The following is a 16,565-nucleotide window of genomic DNA, read 5'->3' as shown; positions in this document are numbered from 1 at the left end:
CCGTAACGCCAATCCGCTCGCCCAAGGCTGCCTCCAAAAGACAGCCTTGAATCAACGCCCGAGCCAACAGTCAAGCTTTGTCCACGAAACCTAGAAGCCTGTCGCTTGGCAGCCAGACATGCAGTGCAATGACATCTTTCATGCATCAGCAGTGCACTGACACGAATCACCGCTTGTCCGAAGATTTTCAACGCCTTGCAAAAGCAGACACCCCGCGCAGCCGGTGACTGCGCGGGGCGGTGTCATGGTTGCAGGGCCATGTGGCCGCCGGTGACGCTTCACCGTTGCGCTTCGAACACCATCAGCGCGTTCCCAGCCATGTGGCTGTACATCCCGTAGCCGGAGTTGACGAAGACCTTGCCTTTCCAGACGGCGGCGCCGGGGCCGCTCATGCTGCCGCCCTTGGTGGTCTTGCCGTCGATCGTGGGCATGGTCTGCTTGGTGTCGAACTGCCAGATGATGCGGCCGGTGCGGCTGTCATAGGCGCGCAGCATCCCATCAAGATGTCCGGCGAAGATGGCGCCGGGAATGGCAGTGACGGCCGCCGAGATGCCGGGATCGCAGAACTTGACGCCCTTGCACCGGTTGGGCGCCTTGGCGAACCACAAGACTTTGCCGCTGGCTGCATCAAGGGCGTGGAGGCCCGCTCCGCGCAGCTTTGCATCATAGACGCGCGCATCATAGGTATCGGCCATGTCGTTCACGGGCACGAAAACCGTGCCGCCATCGGCCGCCATGCCGAAGTGGACACCGCCCTGCGTGCCGCCATGGCCCACGCGCGTATACCACACGATCTTGCCTGTTTCGGGATCAAGGCCCCTGGCCTCGCCTGATTTCTGGCCGATGACCAGCATCTCGCGGCCGTTCGAGGCATTCACCAGCAGGGGCGATGCGGCCACGTCATAGTCTGGCCCATTTTCAGCCGGGCAAGAATCATTGCCTACCATGCAGCCCACGTTCCACGCATCTTTGGGTGTAAGCTGGGTGCGCCAGATCTGCTGCCCGGTGCGGGCGTCCACGGCAAAGACCGCATCGGAGCTGTCATCGGCGGGGCTGGAATAGTTTTCGCCCGTGCCGAAATAGAGACGGCCCCTTGCCGCATCGTAGGTTGGGCTGTTCCAGACCGGAGAGCCTGACGGACCGAGGATCGGCGTGCCTGCGGCAGTGGTGCCATGCGGGCGCGGTTCTCCAGCGGTCCACGCGCGCCAGACTTCGCGCCCCGTGGCAGGATCAAGCGCGACGACCGAGCCGCGGAAGGTGCAGCAGGCATAGGCCGGATCACCCGCCTGAACCACTTCAAGCGAGGACACCGGAACATAGAGCATTCCGCCACCCAGCGTGGGCGTGCCGGTGATCGTGGCATCGGGATGATCGCTCATCCGTTCGGCCCAGAGTTCCTTGCCGGTCATTGCGTCAAGCGCATGGACCTTGCCCAGAAGATCGCCGAAATAGAGGCGCTTGGTGTCGGGGTCGGCGACAATGGCGGTGCGCACCTCGGCGCTGAGGCGGGTGGTCCAGCGGGCGCAGCCGCTGTCGGGATCGAAGGCATAGACGGTGCCGTCCTGACTGCCGACGAACAGCGTGCCCCATGCGAGCGTGGGCTGCGAACGGGCACGGTTGGATGCGGGATAGGCAAAGGCCCATTTGAGCTTCAGCTTCGGAACATCGGCGGCAGGAAGCTGCGCCACGTCTGCGGGCACGAAGCGCCGGTTGTCGCGGCCCCATCCGATCGGTGCGGGCGTATCGGTCATGTCGAACCTGGCTGCTTCGCCGCTGCATTGCTTCGGCGGGGCGGGGCGCTGGTATGCGCCAAAGGGCGTGCGGGTGAGGTATTCGGCGACTTCCACCTTCTGTTGTTCGGTCAGCACGGCTCCCTGCGAGCGCATCACCCCGTCGGTAAGCGAGCGGACGATGGAATCCGGCGGAACCATGGCGAGGAATGCAGGGCTGGGTGCCTTGGGCACGCCGCCCATGTGGCACATGGCGCAGTGCTGTTCGAACAGCGGCCGACCGGGCGCGGTTGCCGGATCGATGCGGGGCGTGTCGTAGCTTTGCAAGTCCTCATGCGACTTGATGCGCTGGGGCGGCGCGGCATTGAGCAGCGATGCCGTGGCAATCCCGCCTGCGGCGAATATGGGCAGGCAGAAGGCCAGAAGGCGGCGGGTGATGCGGGTTCGGGGGGCAGACATCAATCTCTCCGGCAGGGATCAGTCGAGCGAGCGATAGAAGGCGATGCTCATGTCCTCGGCTAGGCATTCGAGGATCGGCGGGACGAGCCGGTCATGGAAGTCGATCTCCATGTGCTTCTCGAAGGCGGCATCGTCGCGGAATGTGGCAACGCACTGGAACAGATCGGGGTCTGTTTCCGACTGGAACAGCTCATAGACAAGCGCATCAGGCTCGTGCTCGAACACCAGCGCCTTGAGTTCGGTCTGGAGCGCGATGAGGCGTTCGCGCGTTTCCGGCCGGGTGCGCAGTCGGGCGATGAAGCTTTTCTTGCTCATTACGGTCACTTGTCCTCGATGGCGGGAAGATCATGGAGCAGTTCGCGGGTGTAGCTGCCGTCCATGCAGGCAATCATCTGTTCGATCAGCGGCTTGTTGTGGTCATAGGCCATGTGCGCCTGATCGGCGGCCTCATCGACGAAACTTTCATAGACGGCGAACATGCCCGGCTCGTCCAGCCGGTAGAACTTGTAACCCAGCGTGCCGGGCTCCGTTGCGGCGAGGGCTTCCATCTGCCGGGCAAGAGTGACGAAAGTGGCTTCCTTGCCTTCGGCAATGCGGAAGCGGGAAAGGAAACTGAAGGGCATCCGGGTTCTCTCCAAAAGTATTCTTGTGGTTCTTGCGCTTCGCAGACTTCACGTTTCGCGGGGGCCGTGAAACCGGCCTTGGTGATAGGACTGCCAATCGGGCAGGTTTTCGGGAAAGTCGGCCGGCATGGGGCTGGCATAGGCATGGTTGCGATCAGGCCGCCCCAGTATTCCGGCATAGTGTTCGACGGGGACGTAATAGAGGAAGCCGATCACCCGTTCGGCAAACTTCCAGCCCCTTTCGGTGCGGCAATAACGATCGGCATAGCGGATGGCGGCAACCATCATCCTGCCATTGCGCCACAGCTCGGCATGACCCGAAACCCGCCCGCGTGCGGCGTGATCGCTTTCGAAATCGATCTGGATATCGTGCATGACATGGTGGCCGGGGCCAAGCACGGCAAAGCGCCCGTCGAACTGGGCCATGATGGCATCAACGCCTTCGGCGTGCATCACCCCGTCGTGCGAACGCAGGACGGCATCGGGTGCGAACAGTTCGCGGACCTGATCGATGCGGCGGTCGTCGATGTCGAAACTGTAATGCGCGACAAGCTGGCGAATCTGCGATTCGGCCTCCAGCCGGGCAATACGGGTTTCAAGGTCGGCCAAGGTTCCGGCCATGCGCGCTGCTCTCCCGAACGGGCCTCTGCGGGCCGACGTTGCCAGATGATACGCGATGGCCTTTCAAAAACAATCATGAATGTATGGGAAGCTGCAATTTCACGCATCCGCGCGGCGCGCGGCGCGGTGTGCGCGTGCGGTTCGTCCGCGTCGACGAAAAAAACATACATGTCTGCTTGCAAAATATCTGCGCGCGGCTAATCTGCACGCAACCCGCAAGGATGGCGGGGAGTGAGGAGAGACAGATGATCAGCAGTTATCTGCGGCGGTCCACCGCTGCTTGTGCCCTTGTCGCATCGGCGTTGGCCCCATCAATTCTGTCTGCTCCGGCATACGCCAGCACCGCCGCGGAAGCAGGCGAGCCGCAGGCCGGGGAGCAGGCAACCGAAACCACCGACAATTCGGACCGACTGAGCGAAATCGTCGTTACCGCGCTGCGCCGCGATTCGAACCTGCAATCGACGCCGGTTGCCGTTTCGGCCGTTGACAGCCAGCTTATCCGTCAGGTCAGCCCGCGCGATCTGGGCGATCTTTCCGCCTTCGTGCCGAACTTCTCGGCCAACACGATCACCAACTTCAACGCCGCCTCGTTCGCCATGCGCGGCGTCGGCCAGACCTCGATCATCGTTTATTTCGAGCCGCCGGTGGCGGTGCTGGTCGATGACTTCGTGGTGTCCTCGGTCCAGACGCAGCTTCTTGATGTGTTCGACGTGGCGCAGGTCGAAGTGCTGCGCGGTCCGCAGGGCACCCTGTTCGGCAAGAATACCACGGGCGGCGCCGTTACCGTGCGCACCAAGCGGCCCGAACTCGGCGTTGTGGGTGTTGATGCCCGCGCGGAATACGGCAGCTTCGAGACCAAGCGCTTCCAGACCGCGCTCAACGTTCCGATCGGCGACACCCTTGCCTTCCGCTTCGTGGGCGGCGCGGAAAAGAGCGACGGCTATTACCGCAATGGCGCCTGCTATGGTCCGGTAACGGGCTTTGTGCCGAACAAGTTCAACGGCCGTTCGGGCTGCCTTGATGGTGCGCGTGCCGGCGGCAAGGATGTGTTGAACTTCCGCGCCAAGTTGCTGTGGGAGCCGAGCGACCGGGTCCGCCTTCTGGCGCAATACGAGTGGCTGCGCGACCGTTCGGACACCGTGCCTTCGGTCAACGAGAACGATCAGTATACCGGCACCAATCCCTTCCTGACCGATCTTCTCGGCACCGTGCGGCGCAACCCGGCAAGCAGCGATCCGCTCGACAATGCCGCGATCACCTATCGTCAGGACGGCCTTATCAAGATGCGCGACGGACAGCGCATCTCGGTTGACGGGTTTTATCTCAACGGCGACATCGATTTTGATTTCGGCACGCTGACTTCGGTCACGGGCTGGCGCCGTCAGGAATCGCGCATTCCCAACTCCTATGCGGGTGCCGCGCCGATTGCCGCCGATGGCCAGCCGCTGTCGTTCTTCGATGCGACGCGCGACGACAACCGCAAAACCTTCCAGCAGGAACTGCGCTTTGCCACCGATTTCGGCGGTCCCTTTGATATGGTGCTGGGCGGCTTCTACCAGCGCGAGACCATCGATTTCTGCGTGGCGCAGATCCTTGGCTTCCTCGATCTGACATCCGGTCCGCTGCCCTTCGGCAACTGGAACGATACGCCCTACATCCTGTGCAACGCGCAGAAGTCGCGCTCGCGCGCGGCCTTTGCCGAAGGCACCTACAAGATCACTCCGGAAGTGACCTTCACCGCCGGTGTGCGCTACACTTGGGAAGACAAGGAGTGGTATGGACGCCAGCAGGTGTTCATTCCGCAGCTTGGTGGCGGGTTCGACCCTTCGATCCAGATCAACGAAGCGCTTGATGCGAGCGTGTTCAAATATCCGGCCGGGGTGGTCCGCGTGGATGACAGCGCCCGCCGCGCCACATGGCGCGCCAGCCTTGGCTGGCAGGCCACGCCCGACATCTTCGCCTACGCGACCTATTCGCGCGGCTTCAAGAGCGGCGGCTTCAACGACCAGATCGGCGGTTTTGCTGCCTTTGGCGCTGACCTCAACGCCTTCCGCACCGCAGCGCGCGCAACCCGCCCGGAAACGGCCGACAGCTATGAAGCCGGTGTGAAGACCGAACTGTTCGACCGGCGTCTGCGCTTCAACCTGACCGGCTTCTACGTGAAGTACAAGGATCTCCAGAAGCAGCTCAACGTGCCGCTGGTGGTGAACGGTCAGCCCAACCAGGTGACGATCTTCGTCAACGCGGCAAGCGCGACCGTGAAGGGCATCGAGGCGGAAGCAACCGCGCGCCTGTTCAAGGGCTTCTCGCTGCGCGGCGTGCTTGGCTATCAGGACGCGGCCTATGACAGCTATACCGCGCCCACGGCCGGTTATGATCTGGCAACTGCACCGCTTGACCGTGCACCCAAGTGGCAGTGGACGATCGATGGCACCTATGAGACGCCGATCACCTCGAACTTCAAGTTCGTGGCCAATGCCTCGGCGGCCTATACCAGCCGTAACCTCAACACGCAGGCAATCGACGATCCGCTGGGCAACACGTTCCTGAATGCCCGCACGCTCGTGAACGCTTCGCTCACCATCGCGCAGGCGGACGATGAGTATTACTTCCGCGTGCTGGGCCGCAACCTGACGGACGAGCGCTACCGCATCGCCTCGCAGAACGTGGCCGGGCTGTGGCTCAACTCGAACTTCGGCGCGCCGCGCTACTTCGGTGCGGAAGTGGGCGTGAAGTTCCGCGGTCCCTGAGGTTCCGCCGGGAGGGATGACTGCAATACCATGACGGCCGCATCGGTGGGTGCGGCCGTTCATGACAACGGGAGTTGAAGATGAAGACCGATTTCGATCTGTGGGACATCCACACGGGCGCCCATCATCCATTCAACGATCGCGCCCCCCGCATCGACAATGGCACGGCCCGTCCGGGGCCGGAGCGCTATACCGACCCTGCCTTCGCGCGCGAGGAATGGGAAAAGGTCTTCGCACGAAGCTGGCTTCTGGCCGGGCCGCTTTCGGACATTCCCGAAACCGGCGATTTCATGAAGTTCGATATCGGGCCGGAAAGCTTCATCGTCGTGCGCGGTGAAGGCGATGCGGTGCATGCCCACTACAACGTCTGCCCGCATCGCGGCAGCCAGCTTGTCTTTGGCGATTTCGGTTCGCTCGACCAGTTCACCTGCCCGTTCCATAGCTGGAAGTTCGGGCTTGATGGCCGTAACATTTCCGTGACGGACGCGGAAACCTTCCGGCCCGAAGTGCTGTGCCACGGGACCGATCTTTCATCGGTGCGCTGCGAAGTGGCTGCGGGCCTCGTGTTCATCTCGATGGACCCCGGCATAAAGCCGCTGCGCGAGTTCCTTGGCCCGATCCTGCCGCAGCTTGAGCTTTACGAGATCGACCAGATGTATGTGGTCCAGCATCGCCGTTCCGACTGGGGCGCGAACTGGAAGGGCGGGGTTGATGCCTTTGCCGAAATCTATCACCTGCACGCGGTCCATCCGCAGACGCAGTGCCTGATGGATGATCGCACCCAGATCGATCTCTGGCCGGGCGGGCTGAGCCGCCAGTTCGTGCCCTTCGCCCAGCCTTCGCCGCGCTTTGCCGATCAAGAATCGGTCAATCCCGGTATCCAGATGATGCTGCGCGACGCCGGTATTGACCCATCGACCTTCACCGGCACCGCGCGCGAGACTCGCGCGGCCGTGCAGCAGGCCAAACGCCGCCGCTCGGAACAGCTTGGGCTGCGCTATGAGCGCTTCAGCGACAGCCAGCTTTCGGACTCGGTGGTCTATTCGATCTTCCCCAACGTGCAGATCGGTTGCCATCCCGAAGCAGTGTTCCTGCACCGGTTCATTCCCCATCCCACTGATCCGAACCAGTTCACCTACGACACCTGCATCCTCTACCGCCATGTCGATGCGCCGGGCTATTCGGCGCCGGCTTGGATGGGGTTGGCCGAGGACGTGGACCTTTCGGGCAGGACGCGCCCCGAAATCGTTCACACCAAACTGGGCGAGCCGCCCTGCCTTGGCGAAGTGCTCGATCAGGACAGCGACCTGCTGCCGGTCGTGCAGAAGGGTGCCCATTCGCGCGGCTTCAAGGGGCCGCTGTGGGGCGAGCAGGAGGGCCGTTTGCGCCACTTCCATGCCGAACTCGACCGGATGATGGCGGCAGACTGAACGCATCAATTCGCGGGATACGGGAAAGGGGGTGGCGCCGGATTGGCACCGCCCCCTTTCCTTGCGACCCGGTTGGCCCGGATAGGTGTCCGTTCAGAACGGACGGATGGTGACGCCGTTGTCGATGACCAGTTCGGCGCCGGTGATGAAGCGCGATTCATCCGAGGCGAGGAACACGACGAGCGCGGCCACATCATCGGGGTGGCCCGGCGTTCCATAGGGCAGGACGCCAGCGGGAATCTCCTTGGCTTGCCCGATGCGGCCCTCTGCTTCCTGCACCATGGGCGTCTCGATCGCGCCGGGGTGAACCGAATTGCAGCGGATCTTGTAGCCCTTGACCTGCGCCATGACGGCGACCGACTTGGTCATCGAACGCACTGCGCCCTTTGCGGCCGAATAGGCGAAGAAGATCGGATAGCCCAGCAGCGCTCCCACCGAGGACATGTTGATGATGGACCCGCCATCGCCCTTGTTCATCAGGGGTATGGCATACTTCATGCCGAGGAAGACGCCATCGATCATGATCGAGTTGACCCAGCGGAACTTGTCGAGCGATGTCTCCTCGACATCGGCGCTGAGCACGACCCCGGCATTGTTGACCAGCACATCGAGGCGGCCGAAGCGCTGTTCGACTTCGCCTATGACTGCCAGCCACTGTTCCTCGCTCGATACATCGTGCGCCAGCGCGATGGCGCCGCCACCGATGGTGTCGGCCACGGTCTGCGCCGCGGCAAGGTTGATGTCGGTGACGACCACCGTGGCGCCTTCGCGCGCAAGCGCTGCGCAATCAGCGGCGCCAAGCCCCGATCCGCCACCCGTCACCAGAGCGACCTTGCCTGCTACCCGGCCCATATGTTCTCCTGTCCCATGTGTTGTCGTCATGCTTGCGCGGTGCGGGTAAGGGCCGGTCAGGCCGCGCCGTCTTCCGCGAAGTAATCGGGCATTCCGGCTGGCCAGACCACACCCCACTGGGCCTGTCCGCCGTCGATAATCATGAGATCGCCGTTGATGAAACGCGCAGCGGGCGAGGCCAGATAGGCAATGGCCTCGGCCACGTCCCAGGCATTGCCGCGCATTTTCATGGGGTTGGCCTTGTGGAAGCGGGCAAGCGCCTCTTCGGGATACATGCGGAAGCCTTCCGTCTCGATCACGCCGGGGCCGATGCAGTTCACGCGGATGCCGAACGGCGCCCATTCGGTGGCGACCGTCTTGGACAGGTAGATCACGCCTGCGCGCGCGGCGCAGGTGTGCGCCGCCTGCGGCATACCGCGTTCGACATTGGCGACGATGTTGATGATGTGCCCCGGCTTGCCATCGGCGCGCCAGCGCCGGGCAGCTTCCTGCATCATCCACCAGGTGCCGTTGAGGTTCGTGTCAATGACCGCGAGCCAGCCCTTGCGGGTAAAGTCGATGGCATCTTGCGGAAACTGGCCGCCGGCATTGTTGACCAGCGTGTCCAGCCCGCCGAAGTGTTCGTGCACCCGGCCGATGAGGTTTTCCACCGCATCGGCATCGCGGATGTTGGTGGACTGGCAGAACACCTCGCGGCCGGTATGTTCGCGGATCAGGCTGGCCGTGCCATCCAGCTTGGCGCTGTCGCGCCCGCAGATCGCGACATTTGCGCCAAGACGCGCGGCAAGAAATGCCGCAGCCTTGCCCATGCCGCTGCCCGCGCCTGAAATCAGGATGGTGTGCCCTTCAAGCAGGTCTTCGCGGAAGACGCTCGTCTGCTGGGCGAGCGTCTCATCGTCCAGCCCGCGACGCGGGCGGCCGGGATCACCCGGTTCAGGACGGAAGACCCGCGGCTGGTTCATGTTCGGCGCGTTCAAAAGCTCTCCCCTTGCGGTTCGATCGGTTGGCTTGATCCGTCGAAATCCGTTGCCGGACAGATTAGCGCGGTGCAATAAAAAAGACAAACAGGTTTGATTGTATTTTTATCGTGCCGGGTGGCGCCACGGCGTCCGACGGCGGGGGAGGAACAGGACATGCGCGTGCATCTGGTGGCTTCGGGCAAGTATCATGACATCGATTTCGCCAGACTGGAACTGCTCAAGCTTCTGGCCGAGAATGCCCGGATCCGCACGACCGTTTCGACCGACTATGCCGACAGCACGGCGATTGCGGCAGCGGACCTGCTGCTGACCTATACCTGCGATGTCATACCCGATCCGGCGCAGACCGGAATGCTGGAAGACTTTCTGGTGCGCGGAGGGCGGTGGTTTGCGCTGCACGGCACCAATGCGCTGCTCAGGTTTGCCGACGATGGCGTGTGCGAAACGCCCGACGAGGCCCCGCACTTCATGGATCTGCTTGGTTCGCAGTTTGCCGGGCATCCGCCGATCGCGCCATTCAAGGTGGAAGTAACGCGCAGTGACCATGCCATGACTGAAGGACTGCGCGCCTTCCGCGTGGAGGACGAACTTTATCTCGTCCGGCGGCGGGCAGACCTTGCGGTGCTGCTCCACACCAGCTTTGCCGGATCATGCCCGGAGTTTCGCGACAGCGAATGGAACGAGCACGAAGTGCCGGTGCTTTATGAACGCAAGGTAGGGGAAGGGGCGGTCCTCTATCTCACGCTGGGCCATTGCCGGGGGCATTATGATCTTCAGCCGGTCGCGCCCTTCTGGCCCCATCCGCAACGCTGCGCATGGAATTACCCGGTGTTCTACGAACTGCTGCGCCGGGGGATCCGCTGGGGCTTGCGGCTCGCCTGACGGGGCCTCAGGCAGCTTGCGGGTCGGATGCCTGTGCCTGCATCTCAGGGTTGGGTGCAGGCGGTGCCAGGTTTGCTATCTGCTGCTCCAGATGGCGCAGCATCGGTTCAACCTTCTGCGCGTCCATTCCGCCGGTTTGCAGGCTGATGGCCATACCTTCGAGGATGGTTTGCGAGAGCGTCATCGCGAGGGCGAAGTTTTCGGGAGAGCTGGCCCATTCGGGGAAAAGCTGTTCGGCCTGCGCATTGAACTTTTCCGCAAATTCATCCTGCAAGGGCTTGAGAATGCTGGCAAGATCAGCGTCCGTGCGGGCGGCAACGGCCAATTCGTGAAAGGCGATGAAGGCGGGCTTCTGCAACTGGCGCCAGTAGGTTTCGACAAGATCGGTGACTTCATGCACGGGCTTGTCGGCCGCTCGGCGGAAAGCGCGCAGGCGCTTGTCATGAAGTTCCGCAATCGCGGCCTTGATAAGCGCGGTGCCGTTTTCGAAGTGGTGCATCATCGCCCCGCGCGACAGCCCCGCCTCCTCGGCAACCTTGGGTGTGGTGGTATTGGCATAGCCGAACTTCACCAGACAGCGGATTGTCGCCTCGATCAGCCGGGCGCGGGTCTGCGCGGCCTTGGCGGCCTGCAATTGCGGGCCTTTCTCGCCGGCGGGGCGCGGCTGCCGCGCGGGACGGGCGATCCGGGTGCGGGAAAGCGGCATTCTTGTTCGCCTGATCCTGTCTGGTTTGCTCGGTGGCGCCGACGTTTCATGGCCGGTGCCGGGACATGCCATAGCGCGATGGTGGCCAATTCGGCAAGAATGCCTGCATAATGGCCAAAAGCAAGCCGGCGGGGCGCACAAAAAAGACAGATATGATTGTCTTTTTTATGGCGGTGCTGTAGATGGCGGGAAACAACAACGGAACCGGTTGCGGCAGGCGATGCAGCAGCAGGGTTGCCTGAAAAAGCCCGTCGGGCAAGGGGATGAATGGAAAACCGGCAGCCAATCCGCACCATCGGCGCAATGCTCCACGCCTCGGCACAGCGATTCGCCGACCGCGAAGCCATCGTCTTTCCCGACCAGCGCCTGACCTACCGCGAACTTGACCGGGCAGCGCGCCGCTGGGCACGGGCCATGATCGCGCTGGGCGTCGAGCCGGGCCAGCATGTCGGGCTGTTCATGCCCACGTGCATCGATTTCATCGAGGCGTTCTTCGGTATTGCCATGGCAGGGGCGGTGGCGGTGCCGGTCAACGCGCGGTATCAGGCGCATGAACTGGCCTATGTCACGCGCGATGCCGATCTGGTGGTGCTGATAACCGCAGGGCGCCTCACCGATTCGCTCGATTATGCCGAACGGGTCGAAGCAGCCCTGCCGGAACTGGCAGGACAGAGCGCCGAGGCTGGCCTTGCCCTGACGCAGGCACCCAGGCTGCGTGCGATCGTCTCGCTCGACGAGGCGCGCAGCCCGGCCATGCTGTCGCGCTCGACCGTGCTGGCGGCAGGCGACACGGTGGACGAGGCCTTGCTGGACGCGCGGATCGCGGCGGTTGATCCGCAGGACATCGCGATGATCCTCTATACGTCGGGCACGACATCAAGCCCCAAGGGCGCGATGATCTCGCATCGCGGGCAGGTGGGCAACAGCCGCAACCTTGGCGTGCGCTATGAATGCACGAGCGAGGACAAGGTATGGTCGCCGCTGCCGATCTTCCACATCGCGGGCATCCTGCCGATGGTGATGATCCTTGATCTGGGCGGATGCTACATGACCGTGCCGCATTTCGATGCCGGTCGCGCACTGGAGATGCTGGGCAGGGAGGGGGCGACGATTGCCTATCCCAGCTTCGTCACGATCATGCAGGATCTTATCAACCACCCGACCTTCCGCGATACCGACCTTTCCCGCCTCAGGGTGATGAACTCGAACTTCGCCGTGCAGCCGGAATGGATCAAGGAAGCGGTCAAGGCGGCCATGCCGCACACCATTCAGGTGGGCACCTATGGCCTGACCGAAGCGGCGGGGACCGTATCGACGAGCCGCCTGTCCGACAGCTACGAGACGCGGACCGAACGCTGCGGCGTGCCGCTGGACGAGTGGGAAGTGCGCATAGTCGATCCGGAAACCGGGCGTGATTGCGCAGCGGGCGAGCGCGGCGAGATTGTCCTGCGCGGGCCGAACATGCTCAAGGGTTATTACAACGCGCCGGAAAAGACCGCAGAGGCCCTGCGCGATGGCTGGTTTCACACCGGCGATATCGGTTCGATTGACGCCAATGGCAACGTGATGTTCCACGGCCGGACCAAGGACATGCTGAAGGTGGGTGGCGAGAACGTGGCCGCTGCCGAGATCGAGGCCATGCTCCAGACCCACCCGGCGGTGAAGCTTGCGCAGGTCGTGGGCATTCCCGATCCCCGTTATGTCGAGGTTCCGGCCGCCTTTGTTGAACTGGCGGAAGGTGCAGAAGCGAGCGAGGCCGAACTGATCGCGCATTGCAAGGGCAAGCTGGCCAGCTTCAAGATCCCGCGCCATGTGCGCGTTGTCAGCGAATGGCCGATGTCGACATCGAAGATCCAGAAGTTCCGTCTGCGCGATGACCTGATCGCGCAGTTGCAGTCAGCCTGAACTGCATAACGGCCTGACCGGTTATGAGGGAGGGGCCTGAAGCTGCATGGTCTGTGCGGCTTCAGGCCCTTGTTCCGTGATGGGGCTGCGCGATCAGGCGGTGCCGGGGGCGCCGAAAATCACCGTGGCCTGAGCCGACAGGGTGCCGCCGTTGCCATGGGCAAGGGCGATCTTGGCCCCGTCGATCTGGTTCGCGGCCGTCCCGCGCATCTGGCGCACCGCCTCGGTCATGGCGAACATGCCATACATGCCGGGGTGGCAGCACGAGAGGCCGCCGCCATTGGTGTTGACCGGCAGGGTGCCGCCGGGCGCGATGCGCCCGCCCGATACGAAGGCGCCGCCTTCGCCCTTGGCGCAAAAACCAAGGTCTTCAAGGAACAGCACCGTGTTGATGGTGAAAGCATCATAAAGCTGCACCACGTCGATCTCGGCAGGGGTTACCCCGGCCATGGCCATGGCGCGCGGGCCGGATTCGGCAGCGGCGGTAACGGTGACGTCTTCGGCCTGCGTCAGCGAGTTGTACCAGGTGGCCGCCGCTGCGCCGAGGATCGGCACGGACGGCTGCGGGCAATCGCGGGCGCGGTCCATCCGGGTGAGGACGAGCGCCGCCCCGCCATCGGTTACAAGGCAGCAATCGCGCGCTGAAATGGGCGTGCTTATCATGCGCGAGGACAGGACATCCTCGACCGAGAGCGGCCCCTTGGCAAACGCTTCGGGATTGGTATTGGCCCATCCCCGCGCGGCAACGGCCACTTCGGCAAGCTGTTCGCGCGTGGTGCCATACTGATGCATGTGGCGCGCCGCGGCGAGGGCATAGAACGAAAGCGGATACATCGGCGCATAGGGCGCATCCCACCGGTCGGGCCGGGCGGGAGTGGAAAGTTTGCCCCCTGACGAGCGCTGGTTCGCACCATAGGCGATGACCGCGCAATCGAGATAGCCTGCATCGAGCATCATCACCGCCGTGACGAGGTGGCTCATGAAAGAGGCTCCGCCTGCGCGGTTGTTGTCGGTGAATCGAGGATGGATGCCAAGGTATTGCGCTAGCGAGAGGCCGCCGAACAGGTCATCGGGCAGGGCGATGAACAGCCCGTCGACTTCGGGAAGGCTGATGTCCGCATCGGCAAGCGCACGCCTGACCGCATTGGCCGCGATCTCAAGCGCTGAATAGCCGGGCATTTCACCCACGCCGAACGTGGCCGAGCCGACAACGGCGGTGCGGCCACGGGGAAATGTGTCGCCCATCAGCCCTGTCCTTCCTGCACGGGGTTGAACACCACGAGCGGTCCCTCAGCGATGCGCGCGCGCACGGCCATGCCGATGCGCAGGCTTTCCTCGGTCACGCCTTCGACCCGGCCCATCATCCGCGCGCCTTCCTCAAGATCGACCAGCACCACGTTATAAGGCGCTTCGGGCGGACGCCGCTGTATCCATGTGACGGAATAGACGGTGCCGCGTCCCGAAGCCTCGAACCACTCCAGATCGCCTCCCGTGCCGGGTGCCAGCTCGCGCGGGGGGAACACGGCCTTGCCACCGCCCTGCGGCCGTTGCAGCAGGAAGCGCCCCTGTGCCAGTGCCTCGTCCCAGACCTGCGCAGCCCCGGTCATTGCACCACCGCGCCGCTGGCAAGAAGCGCTTCGATCTCGTCGGCGGAATAACCCGCCTCTGCAAGCACGGTCATGTTGTCTGCTCCAAGGGCTGGTCCCGGCTCGCCAATGGCGCCGGGGGTTTCGGAAAAGGCGGTGGGAATGCCGGGAAAGCGCAGGGTGCCGAGGTCAGTCTCGCGTTCATGCCAGAACCCGGTTTCGACAAGGTGGGGATCATCCAGCAGGTCCGAAAGCGAAGCGATGGGCGTGGCAGGAATCTCGGCACGGCGGAACAGCGCCATCCATTCCTCGGTAGTGCGCGTTTCCATGACCTGCGCGACACGCGTGAGAACCGCGCCGATGTTCTGCGTGCGGCTGCGCAACGAAGCGAACATCGGATCTTTCGACCATTCGGGATCACCCAGTTCGCGGAAGAATGCCTGCCACTGCTTGTCGTTGTAGATCATCACGCCCACGTGGCCATCTGCGGTGCGATAGGGACGGCGCGAGGGCGATGTGGCGCGGGGGTATTCCGGCGGGCCGAGTGGCGGCTGGAACAGGGCGCCGACAAGATGCTCGACCGCGGCGAAGGAGACCATCGTCTCGAACATCGGCACTTCGACTTCCTGCCCCAGGCCGGTGCGTTCGCGCGCAAAGAGCGCGGCGATGACGGCATAGGCGCCGGTCAGGCCGCTTACCTTATCGGCAATGACATTGGCGACATAGGTCGGTTCCCCGCCCGAAAGCCGGGCCTGAAGATCGACGATGCCCGATGCCGCCTGCACAATGTCGTCATAGGCAGGATAATCGCGGTAGGGGCCGCTGCGGCCATAGCCATAAAGGTTGGCGTAGATGATGCGCGGATTGGCCTTGCGCAGGGCCTCGTAGTCCAGACCCAGCCGGGCAATCGCCTGCGCGCGCATCGAATGGATGAACACATCGGCCGATGCGGCAAGGCGCAGGACCGCCTCGCGCGCGGCGGGCTGTTTGAGATCGAGCGCGAGGCTGCGCTTGCCGCGGTTGACATTGAGGAACATCGCCCCGCGCGTGGCATCGGGACCGGGCGGGATGGCCCGTGTCGTATCACCTGCCGGGCCTTCGATCTTGATGACATCCGCGCCCAGATCGGCAAAGATCTGAGTGGCATAAGGACCCATCAGGACACTGGTGAGATCGAGCACGCGCACGCCGGCCAGCGGTCCTTTTCCCTGTCCTCCGGTTCTGGTCTGGGTCATGCTGTGGTGTCGTCCATCTGGTTCGGGTGCGGGGTCATTGTGGCGGCTGGCGTGGCCGCGCCGGAAGGAAGGAGCCGGTCAGGGCGCAGGGCCATGACGCTCATTTCCAGAAAATCGAGCAGCGGATCAATCTGTTCGTCATCCATCGCGCCGGTCAGGCTGGCGATGCGTATGCCTTCCATGAGGATCTGCGACAGCGCCATGGCAAGGCGAAGCCTTTCGGGCTGGCTGATCCAGTCCGGATAGAGCTGCCCGGCAAGCGCCTGAAAGCGCGCGGCAAACTCCGCCTGAAGCGGGTGCAGGATGGCGGCAAGGCCCGTGTCCGTGCGCGCTGCCATGGCAAGCTCCTGAAAGGCGATGAAGCCCGGCTTCTCCAACTGCTGCCAGTAGCCGCGCACCATCGCGCGGACATCGCCGGTATGGGCCTGCGAGGCGCGCCGGAAGGCATTGAGCCGCCGGTTGTGCAGTTCAATGATCGTCGCGCGGATCAGTGCATCGCCATTGGCAAAGTGGTGCAGCATCGCCCCGCGCGAAAGACCGGCCTCGGCAGCGACGAGCGGTGTCACGGTCTTGGCATAGCCGTATTTGACCAGGCAGGTGATCGTCGCCTCGATCAGGCGGGCCTGCGTGGCCGCGCTCTTGAGGGTTTGCCTGCCGACCTTTTCGGCAGGGGCAGCGGACGCTGCGGCAGCGTTGCCGGGCGCTTGCGCGTCGCTGTGATGCGCGGGCAGTGCCCGCCGTTTCGTAAGCGCCATCCGTTTCATGCCGGCCGTGCGCCGGTCTCTCCCCACGCGCGGAATCATCCT

Annotated in this window: 16 protein-coding genes; 4 read left to right on the top strand and 12 right to left on the bottom strand. The window is 63.6% G+C overall.

What is annotated here, in order from left to right; translation table 11 throughout:
- Positions 1-278: 278 nt before the first annotated feature.
- The 4 genes from DKM43_RS08545 to DKM43_RS08530 are packed head-to-tail and all read right to left on the bottom strand — an operon-like array spanning position 279 to position 3,433.
- Entirely contained in the window at positions 279-2,189 is a 1,911-nt protein-coding gene (locus DKM43_RS08545; protein WP_109797971.1) for an outer membrane protein assembly factor BamB family protein, read from the bottom strand.
- An 18-nt stretch (positions 2,190-2,207) separates the two neighbouring features.
- Positions 2,208-2,504, bottom strand: a complete 297-nt coding sequence (locus tag DKM43_RS08540; protein WP_109797970.1) for a putative quinol monooxygenase — start codon at positions 2,502-2,504, stop codon at positions 2,208-2,210.
- A 5-nt stretch (positions 2,505-2,509) separates the two neighbouring features.
- Positions 2,510-2,812: a putative quinol monooxygenase gene (locus DKM43_RS08535; RefSeq protein WP_109797969.1), complete on the bottom strand. Its 303-nt coding sequence runs from the start codon at positions 2,810-2,812 to the stop codon at positions 2,510-2,512.
- A gap of 48 nt (positions 2,813-2,860) precedes the next feature.
- Complete coding sequence (locus tag DKM43_RS08530; protein WP_236632459.1) at positions 2,861-3,433, bottom strand: nuclear transport factor 2 family protein; 573 nt, start codon at positions 3,431-3,433, stop codon at positions 2,861-2,863.
- Between the two features lie 245 nt (positions 3,434-3,678).
- Between DKM43_RS08530 and DKM43_RS08525 the strand changes: the two genes are divergently transcribed.
- Positions 3,679-6,183 (top strand): TonB-dependent receptor, encoded by a 2,505-nt coding sequence (locus DKM43_RS08525; protein ID WP_109797968.1) that lies wholly within the window; start codon positions 3,679-3,681, stop codon positions 6,181-6,183.
- An 80-nt stretch (positions 6,184-6,263) separates the two neighbouring features.
- The gene (locus DKM43_RS08520; protein ID WP_109797967.1) at positions 6,264-7,613 is read left to right on the top strand and encodes an aromatic ring-hydroxylating oxygenase subunit alpha; all 1,350 of its coding nucleotides are present in this window, start codon (positions 6,264-6,266) and stop codon (positions 7,611-7,613) included.
- A gap of 93 nt (positions 7,614-7,706) precedes the next feature.
- Here DKM43_RS08520 and DKM43_RS08515 read toward each other — a convergent pair whose 3' ends face one another.
- Both DKM43_RS08515 and DKM43_RS08510 read right to left on the bottom strand, forming a co-directional pair.
- A complete protein-coding gene (locus DKM43_RS08515; protein WP_109797966.1) occupies positions 7,707-8,465 on the bottom strand; it encodes an SDR family oxidoreductase in 759 nt (252 codons plus the stop codon).
- 56 nt (positions 8,466-8,521) lie between these two features.
- Positions 8,522-9,427: an SDR family oxidoreductase gene (locus DKM43_RS08510; protein ID WP_109797965.1), complete on the bottom strand. Its 906-nt coding sequence runs from the start codon at positions 9,425-9,427 to the stop codon at positions 8,522-8,524.
- Positions 9,428-9,598: 171 nt separating this feature from the next.
- Here DKM43_RS08510 and DKM43_RS08505 point away from each other — a divergent pair, with 171 nt between their 5' ends.
- Positions 9,599-10,327, top strand: coding sequence for a ThuA domain-containing protein (locus DKM43_RS08505; RefSeq protein WP_109798096.1), 729 nt, complete (start codon positions 9,599-9,601; stop codon positions 10,325-10,327).
- A 7-nt stretch (positions 10,328-10,334) separates the two neighbouring features.
- On the opposite strand, the gene DKM43_RS08500 is transcribed toward DKM43_RS08505, so the two are convergent.
- Together DKM43_RS08500 and DKM43_RS16355 are read right to left on the bottom strand one after the other, a co-directional pair.
- Positions 10,335-11,033, bottom strand: coding sequence for a TetR/AcrR family transcriptional regulator (locus DKM43_RS08500; protein WP_109797964.1), 699 nt, complete (start codon positions 11,031-11,033; stop codon positions 10,335-10,337).
- Positions 11,034-11,079: 46 nt separating this feature from the next.
- Positions 11,080-11,292 carry a hypothetical protein gene (locus DKM43_RS16355; RefSeq protein ID WP_145960488.1) on the bottom strand — a complete coding sequence of 71 codons (213 nt, stop codon included), beginning with the start codon at positions 11,290-11,292 and terminating at the stop codon, positions 11,080-11,082.
- Between the two features lie 8 nt (positions 11,293-11,300).
- Here DKM43_RS16355 and DKM43_RS08495 point away from each other — a divergent pair, with 8 nt between their 5' ends.
- Positions 11,301-12,938 (top strand): class I adenylate-forming enzyme family protein, encoded by a 1,638-nt coding sequence (locus tag DKM43_RS08495; protein WP_109797963.1) that lies wholly within the window; start codon positions 11,301-11,303, stop codon positions 12,936-12,938.
- 93 nt (positions 12,939-13,031) lie between these two features.
- On the opposite strand, the gene DKM43_RS08490 is transcribed toward DKM43_RS08495, so the two are convergent.
- From DKM43_RS08490 to DKM43_RS08475, 4 genes are read right to left on the bottom strand one after another with little or no spacing between them, the layout of a single operon-like run.
- Complete coding sequence (locus DKM43_RS08490) at positions 13,032-14,183, bottom strand: thiolase (RefSeq protein ID WP_109797962.1); 1,152 nt, start codon at positions 14,181-14,183, stop codon at positions 13,032-13,034.
- On the bottom strand, positions 14,183-14,545 hold the full coding sequence (locus tag DKM43_RS08485) for a Zn-ribbon domain-containing OB-fold protein (RefSeq protein WP_109797961.1): 363 nt from the start codon (positions 14,543-14,545) through the stop codon (positions 14,183-14,185). Before DKM43_RS08485 ends, DKM43_RS08490 begins: the two co-directional genes overlap by 1 nt.
- On the bottom strand, positions 14,542-15,759 hold the full coding sequence (locus DKM43_RS08480) for a CaiB/BaiF CoA transferase family protein (RefSeq protein ID WP_109797960.1): 1,218 nt from the start codon (positions 15,757-15,759) through the stop codon (positions 14,542-14,544). The genes DKM43_RS08485 and DKM43_RS08480 overlap by 4 nt, the downstream gene beginning before the upstream one ends.
- Positions 15,756-16,514: a TetR/AcrR family transcriptional regulator gene (locus DKM43_RS08475; protein WP_109798095.1), complete on the bottom strand. Its 759-nt coding sequence runs from the start codon at positions 16,512-16,514 to the stop codon at positions 15,756-15,758. Before DKM43_RS08475 ends, DKM43_RS08480 begins: the two co-directional genes overlap by 4 nt.
- Between the last annotated feature and the right edge of the window lie 51 nt (positions 16,515-16,565).

The sequence above is a fragment of the Novosphingobium meiothermophilum genome, from assembly GCF_003171715.1.
Classification (GTDB): domain Bacteria; phylum Pseudomonadota; class Alphaproteobacteria; order Sphingomonadales; family Sphingomonadaceae; genus Novosphingobium; species Novosphingobium meiothermophilum.
The sequence above is the reverse complement of the archived record's forward strand: the minus strand, read 5'-3'. Positions and strand labels throughout refer to the sequence as shown.